The organism is Ignavigranum ruoffiae (genome assembly GCF_023195815.2).
Lineage (GTDB): Bacteria > Bacillota > Bacilli > Lactobacillales > Aerococcaceae > Ignavigranum > Ignavigranum ruoffiae.
The window spans coordinates 1,546,501-1,558,637 of the sequence record NZ_CP096206.2; the positions used below are offsets into that span (position 1 = coordinate 1,546,501).

General features: G+C 36.5%; 14 protein-coding genes. 7 read left to right on the forward strand and 7 right to left on the reverse strand.

What is annotated here, in order from left to right; all coding sequences use genetic code 11:
* Positions 1 to 4: 4 nt before the first annotated feature.
* A complete protein-coding gene (locus M0R79_RS07295) occupies positions 5 to 958 on the reverse strand; it encodes an ABC transporter ATP-binding protein (protein WP_248415814.1) in 954 nt (317 codons plus the stop codon).
* Between the two features lie 284 nt (positions 959 to 1,242).
* The gene (locus tag M0R79_RS07300) at positions 1,243 to 1,692 is read right to left on the reverse strand and encodes a SixA phosphatase family protein (protein WP_248415813.1); all 450 of its coding nucleotides are present in this window, start codon (positions 1,690 to 1,692) and stop codon (positions 1,243 to 1,245) included.
* Positions 1,693 to 2,046: 354 nt separating this feature from the next.
* On the opposite strand from M0R79_RS07300, the gene M0R79_RS07305 reads away from it, so the two are divergent.
* Together M0R79_RS07305 and M0R79_RS07310 are read left to right on the forward strand one after the other, a co-directional pair.
* Positions 2,047 to 2,313: a type II toxin-antitoxin system prevent-host-death family antitoxin gene (locus M0R79_RS07305; protein ID WP_248415812.1), complete on the forward strand. Its 267-nt coding sequence runs from the start codon at positions 2,047 to 2,049 to the stop codon at positions 2,311 to 2,313.
* A complete protein-coding gene (locus M0R79_RS07310) occupies positions 2,306 to 2,614 on the forward strand; it encodes a type II toxin-antitoxin system RelE/ParE family toxin (RefSeq protein WP_248415811.1) in 309 nt (102 codons plus the stop codon). Before M0R79_RS07305 ends, M0R79_RS07310 begins: the two co-directional genes overlap by 8 nt.
* Positions 2,615 to 2,899: 285 nt before the next feature.
* On the opposite strand, the gene M0R79_RS07315 is transcribed toward M0R79_RS07310, so the two are convergent.
* Both M0R79_RS07315 and M0R79_RS07320 read right to left on the reverse strand, forming a co-directional pair.
* Positions 2,900 to 3,337, reverse strand: coding sequence for a VOC family protein (locus M0R79_RS07315; RefSeq protein ID WP_248415810.1), 438 nt, complete (start codon positions 3,335 to 3,337; stop codon positions 2,900 to 2,902).
* Between the two features lie 345 nt (positions 3,338 to 3,682).
* The gene (locus M0R79_RS07320; protein ID WP_248415809.1) at positions 3,683 to 5,071 is read right to left on the reverse strand and encodes an ATP-binding protein; all 1,389 of its coding nucleotides are present in this window, start codon (positions 5,069 to 5,071) and stop codon (positions 3,683 to 3,685) included.
* Positions 5,072 to 5,328: 257 nt separating this feature from the next.
* On the opposite strand from M0R79_RS07320, the gene M0R79_RS07325 reads away from it, so the two are divergent.
* From M0R79_RS07325 to M0R79_RS07345, 5 genes are all read left to right on the forward strand, one after another.
* Positions 5,329 to 6,681 carry an efflux RND transporter periplasmic adaptor subunit gene (locus M0R79_RS07325; RefSeq protein WP_248415808.1) on the forward strand — a complete coding sequence of 451 codons (1,353 nt, stop codon included), beginning with the start codon at positions 5,329 to 5,331 and terminating at the stop codon, positions 6,679 to 6,681.
* Positions 6,674 to 7,423 carry an ABC transporter ATP-binding protein gene (locus tag M0R79_RS07330; protein WP_259561198.1) on the forward strand — a complete coding sequence of 250 codons (750 nt, stop codon included), beginning with the start codon at positions 6,674 to 6,676 and terminating at the stop codon, positions 7,421 to 7,423. Before M0R79_RS07325 ends, M0R79_RS07330 begins: the two co-directional genes overlap by 8 nt.
* Complete coding sequence (locus M0R79_RS07335; protein WP_259560441.1) at positions 7,413 to 8,642, forward strand: ABC transporter permease; 1,230 nt, start codon at positions 7,413 to 7,415, stop codon at positions 8,640 to 8,642. Before M0R79_RS07330 ends, M0R79_RS07335 begins: the two co-directional genes overlap by 11 nt.
* Positions 8,643 to 8,744: 102 nt before the next feature.
* Entirely contained in the window at positions 8,745 to 9,251 is a 507-nt protein-coding gene (locus tag M0R79_RS07340) for a GNAT family N-acetyltransferase (protein ID WP_259560444.1), read from the forward strand.
* Positions 9,252 to 9,384: 133 nt separating this feature from the next.
* Positions 9,385 to 9,684, forward strand: a complete 300-nt coding sequence (locus M0R79_RS07345; RefSeq protein WP_259561199.1) for a VanZ family protein — start codon at positions 9,385 to 9,387, stop codon at positions 9,682 to 9,684.
* Positions 9,685 to 9,925: 241 nt separating this feature from the next.
* Here M0R79_RS07345 and M0R79_RS07350 read toward each other — a convergent pair whose 3' ends face one another.
* The 3 genes from M0R79_RS07350 to M0R79_RS07360 form a co-directional block, all read right to left on the reverse strand.
* Positions 9,926 to 10,408, reverse strand: a complete 483-nt coding sequence (locus M0R79_RS07350) for an acyl-CoA thioesterase (protein ID WP_248415805.1) — start codon at positions 10,406 to 10,408, stop codon at positions 9,926 to 9,928.
* Positions 10,409 to 10,837: 429 nt separating this feature from the next.
* On the reverse strand, positions 10,838 to 11,107 hold the full coding sequence (locus M0R79_RS07355) for a DUF4177 domain-containing protein (protein ID WP_248415804.1): 270 nt from the start codon (positions 11,105 to 11,107) through the stop codon (positions 10,838 to 10,840).
* 172 nt (positions 11,108 to 11,279) lie between these two features.
* Positions 11,280 to 12,137 (reverse strand): glycerophosphodiester phosphodiesterase family protein, encoded by an 858-nt coding sequence (locus M0R79_RS07360; RefSeq protein WP_248415803.1) that lies wholly within the window; start codon positions 12,135 to 12,137, stop codon positions 11,280 to 11,282.

The window sequence follows — 12,137 nt, forward strand, 5'->3', positions numbered from 1 at the left end:
CCCCCTAAGATTTAATTTGAATAATATTTTCTTGCTGAATGTCCATGCTTAAATGTTGATCTTTTGTAAACTTACATCTTGAATAACCAATCCATTGTTTATCATTATAAGATAGATGGATTTTATACTGAGTGCCAAGAAACTCACTACTGATTACTTTTACTGGAAAACCTTTTCCCTCTTGATTGAGAAGGGCCGATTCAGTTCGGAACATTCTTTCATCATCCAACCAATTAGAATCGCCTATAAATTGGGCGACAAATTTACTAGCGGGCTGATTATAAATTGTTTCTGGTGTCCCAACTTGTTCTACCTGACCATTTGATAAAACTACAATTTGATCACTCATCGCCATAGCCTCAATTTGATCGTGGGTGACAAAGACTGAAGTAAATCGTGACTCATCAGCTAAATTCTTGATTTCAAGACGCATCTGTTCTCGGAGTATGGCATCAAGTGCCGAGAATGGTTCATCAAATAAAATAATATCTGGTTTTATCGCTAAGGCACGAGCAAAGGCCACCCGCTGTTGTTGTCCTCCCGATAAAGAACCCGGCTTCATTTGAGCAAAAGATTCTAATTTAACTTTTTTAAGTGCTTCGAGGACAACTTCAGAGATATTCTCTTGATGCTTCCTCACTCTCAAACCGAAAGCGACATTCTCAAAAACACTTAGATGCGGCCATAAGGCAAAGTCTTGAAATACGAAGCCTAACCCTCTCTGTTCAGTAGGAACGAAAAACCCTTTATTACGAGAAAAAACACAAGTATCATCGAAATATATTTCGCCCTCATCTGGTTCTTCTAAACCAGCAATCATGCGTAACAAAGTTGTTTTTCCACATCCCGATGGCCCCAACAACGTCGTAAAAGACTGCGAATCAATCGTCAAATTGATATCTTTCAATACTAGCTTGTGATCAAAACTCTTACTCAGATTGATCAACTTAATTTCCATAATTCCCTCCTTTCATAACAACATATATATTATAATCTTGCAATGTAAACTCTATGTAAATTTTTTGTAAATAATATGTAAAGAGGTTTTATTTGGAATTTATCATCATCTCATTCTTAAAACACCAGAAACCATTAAAATCTGTGATTTAATCCATCAAAAAAAGCTCTGACCTAATTGATCAGAGCTCATTACTGCTTACATCTTATTTAGAATTTATCATAAAAATAGTGGGTCATGAACCGATATTAAAATGCAATTTTATTAACAAATAGACCGAAAAGTTAAAATTCTTTGGGCCGGATAAAATCTACGAGTTTTTTGTCTGGCCAATCAATGACCGCCAAATGACAAGTTTTCATCTCCTTGATCTGACCTAAAATACGTGATAAATAGAGCTCAATCCCTGGACAATGACCAATCAACATAATCGAGTCTTCCGTCCGTTCTTCCACCGCATCACGTAGAGCGATCCATTCAGCCTCATAAATTGAATCTAGAAAAATCACTTCGGGTCGAGTTTTCATTAATTTAAGAATTGGACTGAGGGTTTCTCGGGTCCGCTTGGCGCTCGAACAAAGAATGACCTCAGGCTGATAGCCTTGTTGGTCAATATAATCAGCCATAGCTTGAGCATCATTGTAGCCTCGTTGATTCAAGGGCCGATCAAAATCTGCTAATTGAGCTTGATCCCAAGAACTCTTGGCATGTCTGAGTAAGTATAATCGCTCCATAGTTCCTCCTTAGAAAGTTCTCTTTGTGCAATATCTTATCACTTTAAAGAAAGAAGCCCAAGTAAATACAGCCTGAAGAAATTAAACTCACTGCAAGACTTCACGATAGCTGATTCAGTTGAACCAGAATTCTCTCTTCTGATGTAAGCTGCTTCAAAATAGGATCTAAACAGAAATTTTATGAGCTGATACCTAGATCGCAAAAAACATAAAATTGCGAATAAAACGAGATTCATTCATGAAAGATGTAAGTAAAGATAAGAACTCAACTATACCTATCAATATTCATCTATAGACTTTCTAATGAAATCAGCCTATGATATCTTTGGAGAAAATAAAAAAGGAGGATAAAAGATGCCACGTATTCAATCAAGTACTGACTTAAGAAATAGTTATAATGAGATTTCATCTTTCTGTAATCAATCCCATGAACCCGTCTTTATCACAAAAAATGGACGTGGTGATTTAGCAGTCATGAGTATAAAAAGTTATGAAAATTTGGTCGGCAAGAAAGAGCTTTATCATTTATTGGAAGAAAGTATGGAAGACATTGATTACCATCGAACTCAACCCTTAAATATGGTCATCGAGAAATTAAAACAAGATCTAAAGAATGACTAATAATCAAATCTTAGTGAACGAAACTGCAAAGAATGATCTGCAAAATATAGTCAATTATTTAAAATTCAATTTCAAATCGCCAGCTTTAGCCCATAAATTTCTAATTGGAATTGAGCAAACTATGTCAGAGTTAGCCTATTTCCCACAAAAATTCCAACTCGTCTCAGATAGTTTCCTCACTAAAAGAGGTTTTCGCAAGATACATTATAAAAATTATTTAATCTTTTACACCATTAACATCGATCAGAAGATTGTCTATATCCATCGTATTCTTTATTATGCAGAAAATGGTCACAATTAATTTAACTTTTTTCGATGTGGTACTTCTTAAATCTATTCCTGACTAATCTCATTAAATGCAACAGGATTAATTAGATGCAAAAAATCCGAATATCTACCTAAGTTGTAGAATCCGCAAAAAGCGAATTGCCCGAAACAACGATGCTAAGTGGCTTTAGTCTACAAAACTATCGTCTGTCTAAGACCATGCTATTAGGTAAATATTCGGTTTAATTTTGAACATATTTAAAAAATAGTGCCCATCACTATGGACCAAACTGCCTAGTTATCAAACAACTATTTTTTTTTAGTAAGCAGACAACATCCATGAAATTCCAAAAGGATCATCGAACATGGCAAATAAGGAAGTCCATTCTGTTTCGCCCAAAGGCATGGTAATTTCACAGCCCGCTGCTTCTGCTTTATGATAAAACTCCTTAGCCCTCGCCACTTCCTCTGGATGATTACCATCAAAAGTAAAGCATACATTCGCTCCTGTATTATCAATTTCGCGTTTACCCCAGGTATCAGAGACCATTAAACTCTGACCCAAAATCTCAAACTCCGCATTCATCACAAAATCTTTAGCCATTTCCGCTGGCATCTGCATATCTTCAGCCGAATCAGCAAACATGGCATCATCGCCCATCACTTTACTCAAGATTTTTGCATCAAAATGTTCTTGGTAGAAATCTAGCATTTCATTCGCCCGATTGGTATTTAAATAAACGACTGCTTTAAACATGGATATCACTCCCTTTTGATATTGAATCGGCAAACTCTTAATAAGCTACGATTCAAGTAAAGTATAACTGATAAAAAGACATAAGGCTAAGTTTAACGATTCGTTTCGATAGCCTTTTTAGGATACTATTCCAGGATTTTTTAATTTGGGAAATGATTCATTATCAATTGGCATAATTCTGAATCAACAAGTTTGAGATAAGGTTCTCCTTGCTTATAAATCACCCCTAACCATATGATCTGCTTGTCTAAAATAATAATAGGACAGATTTAGCTTTTCTTCTTTTGGTTTGAATAAGAAATTTATTACTTACTCTGGTTTAATTCGTCTTACTTTCTACCCCTCTTATTTATGATGATACATTTCGTCCAAAGTTATTAATTCAACTTGATTGTCACTACTTTCAATATGATAGAAATCAGATTTACTGGTTAACCAAAAATAAGATTTTGCAGTCGGAAAAATTAGTGATTTATCAATTAATTGAGATAATATTTCTTGTTTCGTCGACTCATTTCGCCATTTTGCTTCTATAAACAGATAATCGTTACCTTTACCAACTGCTAGCATATCGATTTCAGATTCCTGCTTTAGCCTTCGGTCATTTCCCCACCAATTTCCGTAATCTTCTGGAATAAATGGAACGCGATTTTGTTTGATTCGTTCTTCGTAATATTCTATGGATATTTTCTCAAATACTTTCCCCATAAATTGATTTAAATTCTTAGCAATTGATTGCTGATAAACTTGAACACCCAGATCGAGATTTATTAAATTTAGATTCGTCTGAACATAGCCAAACCAAAACAAAAACAAAGTATCACTAATTACATAGATTGGCCTTCTCGTTTTTCTATTTAGTACAGGGGTCTTTCTTTCAATGATTCCTAAGTCAATCAAAGCTGTTAAATAGTGATTTAAACTACCTGAAGCCATACCAACTTTATTAGCTATTTCATTCAACTTAGAAGCACCTTGAGCAATTGAGAATAAAATATCGTTATAAGTTTTAGGTTGTCTAAGCTCTTGTTTTAACAGATTAGATGTTTCTTCATATAAACGTCCGTTTGTCTTTAAAAAGAGTTCAATAATGTTTTCTTCAATCATCTTTTGATCATCAAAATAAGTTAAATATTCTGCAACGCCATTAGTTAAGCCAAACACAATCGCCTTGTCAGTTGGAGAATAGTTGTTCACAAATTCTCCTGCTTCTAAATAATTAAAAGGACAGATTTTATATTGACTTGTCCGTCTTCCGTATAAAGGACTTTTATAGCCTAATACTTGTTCTTGCATGAAGCTCATCGACGAACCACACAAAATTAAAAACAACTGACTCTCATTTCTGTATTGATCTATAAATTTTTGGAGTAATGATGATATATAAGGAGATGACTCAGCCAAATAAGGATATTCATCAATGACAAATATAAATTTGTGTTTCAAGCTATATTCAAATAAAAATTTAAAAGCAGCTTCAAAACTTGAAAAATTTGGTAGTCCAGAAATATTTCCACACGCAGCATAAATAGCTTGTGAAAGTAAATTTAAATTTATTAACTCATTAGATTCAATGGCTACAAAATAATATCCCGGCTTATCTAATAAAAATTGTTTAATCAGCGAAGTTTTGCCAACGCGTCTTCTTCCATAAATAATCGAGAAAGAAAAATCTTTTGTTGCAAACTCTTGATTCAGTTCTTTGAGCTCAAAATATCGACCTATAAATTTCATGAAACCACCTCAACATTATTCTACAACGCAACAATACGATATGCAATAACATATTATTGCATATCGTATTGTTGCATTTTATAATTCCCAACGAATCATTTTATTTTGCCAGAAGACATTTTGTTAAATCTTTATTTATTCAAATATTTCTTCTAAATTTCATTGACTTTGGGTGTATCATTGGTACAATACACTTAGCATGAAGAAGGCGCTTAATTCGCCGAACAATGATGATGTTAAGATGGAGGCAAAGATAAATGAGCACGAAACGAACAAGTATAATAGTGGCTGCGATAATTTTATTAATGATTGGGATTGTATGGTTTTCTAATCTTTTCACTCCGGTTAGCCAAGATCGCGTCGGTGCTCAACTAGGCGATCCGACCATGGATCCAGCAATGATGAACCAAGCTCCCCTTACTGATGAAGAAGGAAATGAGTATTATTACTATGAGATGATGGCACCACAAGAACCGATTAGCCTCAAAGGAGAAGTTCAATTAGCTACTGACCAATCCTACTTTTATAACCCAGAGCTGGGTGATATCAATAATATTAAGGTGAAAGACGGACAGAAAGTTAAGAAAGGACAGGTTCTATTTACTTATCAGGCTGCTGACAAAGAAATCATCTACCAATTGGAAGATGCCCAGCGTAAACAAACACGCCTTTATAATGCGCGAGAAGATTTGATTGATCAATTAAGCCAATTAACTGGAAATATTTATAATTATCAAGGAGATTGGATTGACTATAATGGCTGGGACGAAAAAGGTGGCTATTATATCCTCGAAGAAATTGGCCAAGCGAAAGATTATCCAATGAGTGAGAATAACGAAGCAGCGGCACAAATGCCTAGTATGGATGAGGCTATGATGATGGATGACTTCGAAGGACAGGTTGAAGGGATTAAGGAACAAATTCGTCAACTTAACCGCGAAATTGAGGATATTGAAATTGAGATTGGTCGACTTAATGAGAAATCTCAAACCCAAGTCAAGGCTAAAGTCAATGGTAAAGTCATCCTAAACCAAGACGGCAAAGATAATGCTCAAATTCCGCTGGTACGTGTTATTAGTGAAGATATTTCAATTACGGGAACTGCTAGCGAATATGAGTTCTATTTGTTGAAAGAAGACATCCCAGTCGATATTTATATCAACGCAGAAGACCGAGAAATACCGGGAACCTTGGTCGCTTATGATCAATATCCTCAGAGCTTTGCCCCTGGCAAAGAGGATTCCGCGGATCTCTCGGCAGGATTTGGCCCTGCCCCTGGATCACAAACAGGTAGCCAATACGGTTATACTGTTCAAGCTGACGAATTTATTCAACCAGGATTTTCGGTCAAAGTGAAGATTAAATCACCTGGTTTTATGGTTTCCCCTTCCGCACTCGTAGAAGAACAAGGTAAAACTTACGTCTTTGTTTATGATCAAGGTATCGCCCGCAAAACCGAAGTCAAAACTGAAAGAGAAAGTGGCAATGTAGTCATTCACCGTGGTGTCAACGAAGGAGACCAAGTCTTATTAGCGGGCTCACTACTCACTGACGGACAAGAAGTGAAAACCATTGATGAAATGGCAGCGGGGCAAGATGGCAATGAATAAGCAAGCCTTGATTCAACTCAAAGATTTAAATAAATACTATCAATTAGGAAAGGATTCTTTTCAAGTTTTGAAAGATATTTCCTTGACCATTTTTGAAGGAGAATTTGTTTCAATAATGGGTCCTTCCGGATCGGGAAAGTCAACTTTGATTAATATTATCGGTTTCCTCGACAATAATTTTGATGGGGAATATCTTTTCCAAGGCAAGTCGGTCCGCAAGCGGAACGATCGGCAAATCTCGACCTTGCGAAATAAACACGTAGGCTTTATCTTTCAAAGCTTCAACTTAATTGAGAATATGACCGTCATGGAAAATGTTTGCCTGCCGCTTTTATATGCTGGTAAATCTCGAAAAAATGCGAAACAAATTGCTGAAAAAATGCTTAGTCGCTTGGAAATTTTAGAAAAAGCCCAGAATAAATCCTATGAACTTTCAGGGGGACAAAAGCAGCGTGTGGCCATCGCTCGAGCATTGGTCAATCGCCCTCAGTTTATCATTGCCGATGAACCGACTGGAGCCCTAGATACCAAAACTTCCAGAGTCATTATGGATGTCTTGGCCGATTTGCATCAAGAATTTCAAACAACGGTCATTATGGTGACCCATGACCCGAGCTTACAAACCTATGCTGACCGACATTTAGTCATCGTCGATGGTCAAATTCACCAAACTGGTGCCATTGAAGCGCAAGATTTGGCGACCCAATTCAACCAGTTAAAGGAGCTTGATGATGAGAATTAACGAATTACTCAAATCTACCCTAGCCACCATGCGTCTACATAAGAGACGTACCTTTCTAACTATGATTGGGATTATTATTGGGATTGCGGCAGTGATCACGATTATGAGTTTAGGGAATGGTTTTCGTAAACAATTTATGGAAGAAGTCGTTAAAGATGAATCGGGGCGGGTGAGCCAGGAATTCTATTATAATCTTGAAGGATCCCTGTTAGACCATGAATGGGCTACTTTCAACCCCTTCTCTGAAAAGAACGTCCAAGATATCAAACTATTTCCTGGAGTATCTGAAGTCGTATTAGAGAATGAAGATCAAAGTAATCAGACATTCTATCAAGAAATCAAAAATCGGGATAAAAGCCTGAATACTGGATTAAAGGTCGTCGACCACAGTGAATTAGACTTAGTTGACGGTAGGAATTTGAGTTTTTCTGATAATCAAGGCGCTAAGCCTTATATCGTTATTGATGAGATGTTAGCGACCGAACTCTATGGGCAACCAGACCAAGCCTTATCAAAATCGATTAATCTGAATGAACGAGAATATACTATTGTCGGTGTCTTTCGCCAACAAATGCCTGAAGAATCAGATGGTATGATGGCCATTACCATGGGTGATGAGGCCCAGGTATATATGCCAACTCAGACTTATAAGCGATATAATGATAGCAATATGATTAATTTCTCGATGAAAGTCTATTTTGATAAAGGGGCCGATATGAAAGCTATCTCAGCGGATATAAATACCTATCTACAAGAAGAAGGTGCCGGCCTGGAGAAAGGTTCTTACACCTATTTCGATATCTCTGAAATGATGGAGGAAATCTCCAACACCTTGCAGACCATTACCTACTTCATCTCCGCCGTCGCTGCAATCTCACTATTTATTGCTGGGGTCGGCGTCATGAACATGATGTATATCTCTGTTTCTGAACGGACCAAAGAAATTGGAATTCGCCGATCAATGGGAGCCACGGCCAAATCTATTCAATGGCAATTCTTGCTCGAAGGAATTTCCATTACCTTACTCGGTGGCGTGATTGGTTACCTGTTTGGCATTGGTATCGCTACGATTGCCGGGAACTTCCTACCCTTTAAGGCAGCGATTGATATTCCCACAGCCCTGGTCAGTGTCTTTATATCGATTATGATTGGCATCATCTTTAGTGTCTTCCCCGCTCGCCAAGCTGCCCGGAAGAACGTCGTTGAAATCTTACGCTAAGTGAACTGATCTGGTGGTTACGATCTATTTTCATATTTTGGTCAGAAAGCAAATATAGAAAATTTGTTGACTTAACATCTCATTTGAATAAAGGGGGATATGATGAAACTACGTCGACCCAACGAGCAATACCTTGACGCCTATCGAGAAGCTATCGAAGAAGATTACCTATATCGCCCCCATTCACCCTGCTTATTTCTAAATCCAGATACCATTATCCAAAAAGCAGATTATTATGAACACGCAGTGAATTTGCCACCAGGTGTAGTAAATTCCTCTATCTTTTGGCTAATTGATCAGGATAAGTTTATTGGAGAGATTCATATTCGCCACCAGCTGACACCCGCCTTATTAAATTACGGGGGACATATTGGCTATGAAATACGTTGGTCAGAAGCAGGTAAAGGCTACGGAACTCAGATGCTAAGCTTAGCCCTAGACTACTGTCGGGAAACGCTGGGCTTAGACCGCGTTCTCTTGACCTGCGATGACAATAACTGGGGATCTATCCGAGTGATTGAGAAGAATGGTGGAATATTACAAAACAAGGTTATCAATGAATTAGACCGAGGAACAGTCACCTCTAGAAGATACTGGATTGAATTATAATATTGTTCGAAATGTTCTTAACGAGGGAGGATATAAAGTGAGACGGCAAGGTATTGCCAAGATAATGTTTTGGCTCTATTTAATATTTTTGATTTGGTTAGTCATTTTTAAATTCAATTTATCCTGAACCGACATCCATCGAGTTAGAGATCTCAATTTAATTCCATTTCACTATGAGAATGTAGTCGAAGGAGATATACCATTATTTGAAGCATTCCTGAATTTACTCGTATTTGTTCCTTTTGGCTATTTACTTCGATTGGCTTATAAAGGAAATTTTATCAGAAATTTATTGCTGATCTTCAGCTTGAGTCTGATCTTTGAAATCAGCCAATATGTATTTGCTATTGGCGCTTCCGATATTACCGATTTAATCTCTAATACCCTGGGAGGAGCCATAGGACTCGGCCTGGCCAAGTTGTTCCATCGATAAAGAATTTTCTAAATTAATTCAGTCCAAAAATTCCCAATCCAAAAGACAGTCAGCTTTGGGACCAAAATTCTAACTAAGGGAAAATATCACGAATCAATTTAAAGACAGGAGCTAATCAAACACAATTTAGCCCCTGTCTTATTATTTTTATTTTTAATTTCAAATCTAATACGAACCTCTCAAAGCTAATTAAAGCATAGAATTGATTTCATGGGGCGTTTTACTTCGTAAATCTTTTATCTTACATATTATCCTTGACCGCCACGGCTACCATTCTTGCTTTGGCTGTAGTTTTACCATCGACTGCCATGGTCATATTGATAATGGCTTTCTTCTCCGTCAGTTCTTCGAGTTGAGACGTTACCGTAATTTCTTCATTCATCGGCGTCGGTGACTTATAATCGATCTCCAATCTGGCTGTAATAAAGCGGCCAATAACCGTGTCTTCATTTAATTCTTGACCTTTTGCCCGATGATTAAACCAGGCTGCAGAAGCTGTCCCATGGCAGTCAAAGATCACGGCAATCATACCGCCGAAAAGATTGGCTGGGACACCACCCGTATACATTTGATCCGGCATCACGCGAACAATACAACTCTCTCCATCTTCACTAGGGTAGGACTTCATATGCATTCCTTGTTCATTCTTAGGTCCACAACCCCAACAATGTTGAAACCTCTCACCATAGGTTTCTTGAATCGCTAATTTGGTGTTTACTGACATAGAATCACCCTCCTTATTTTAATAATTTCAATAATAAAGCCCTTACAATTTGATTATAACGACATCGAAAAGCAAAGTAAATATCTGCAAAGCAAGCATGATAAATCTTTCGCAAAATTTAAGTTTACAGCAAACGTATATTCACGGTTATCTGGTATTTAAATTTTGACGACAAACTATTTCCCAATGAAGCAAATATCTTAAAGTTTATTCGCTAAATTATTTTTTACTGATGTAGTCGGCTTAAGTCTTGCCATCTCTGGGAATTCCTGCTTAATTATCTCAATCTCGTCTGAGCTTAAAGCCAGGGAATCATCAGACCAAAAATTATAGATTCTTATTCAATCGAAGCTAAAAGCAAGAGGCCAATAACCCCTTGCTCATCATCGATCTCGATTCATGCGCGATTAATCTTTTTTGATGTCATCACTAAACAATTCTTTCAAAAACCAACGTCGCTTGAATGCGGTCGCCACCCACGAATCCTTTACTTCCTCCATTACTCGTCGTAATTGTGTGAAGACGATAGCCTTTCTTGACTTGTTTATTGATCACATTTTCCAGTTCAGTAAGATTCCCTGACCCTGTACCGAAAAGTTTTTCCTTCAAAGTGACTTGTAATACAACATAATCCAAATTCTCAATGCCTGATGCCTTTGAATAGGTACTTTCTTCTTTATAGTTATCGAATATTCCCATGATAAGACTCCCTTTCAGTTAATCAACTTTCACCTACAAATGATTATTCCATAATACAACAAGCGTGAAAATTGCAGCATAATATATATTTAAAAATAAATATAAGCAATAATACAAAAAAATCAAGTAAGATAAAATCGATTGAACTTTTACTACGGCTTGTCAATCACAGTTATTTAATATTTGAGCGTAGCGTGCTTCGATACTGATCCAAAGCCAATGACCAGTCGGTTTGAATAATATCTGCACCGAGGGAATAAAGAGTTCCCCAACCTTTGTCTGCGCCCTCAAGTAAAGATACATCGTCATCATGACCAGCATAAAGATCGTATTTGTCGCTTAATTTTAAAGCGTTTAATTGTACTAATAAATTCAATTTCTGGTGGATATAATCAATTACTTCTTTCCCATAAGTATTATTAGTACTATTTTTCGCTATAATTTCAATACCAATAAAATTAATTTCAGTATATTTTTCTAATACCTCTAGTTGCTCTTTATCATCAATAATTACCATCGTCATGAAATCATAAGGGGAAGAATCCAGTATTTCCATTGCCTGAATATTAAAAGGAATTTTAATAATAAGTCTCTCCCTAATAGATTTAGGAAATTGGTCGAGAAACGGTAATAAATCTGTCAAGTAAGAATAGCAGCGATCTAATTGAAAAAATAAAGATTCGGGTGATTTGTCTAATAACGTTTTTAAGGATTCGATTTTTTGATTTGTTTCAGTAAGAAGACGGTTTACTGGATTTAACCCTTGGATCTCTGCAAAAGTTAAACTTTCCAAATCAAAATCTTGACCAAATACTTCTTTTTCTGCCTTCGTATGAAAACAGAAAAATATATCATCAGAAGATTTAGCAACATCTAATTCGAAGATATCACTACCAAATCGACAGGCTAAAATTCCTGAATTTACAGTATTTTGAATAATATTTCCTCCCCATTGACCTCGATGGCCACATATTAAGAAGGGAACTTTCTCTCTTTTCAATTTTAATATATTATTTTCTTTATTAGTCAT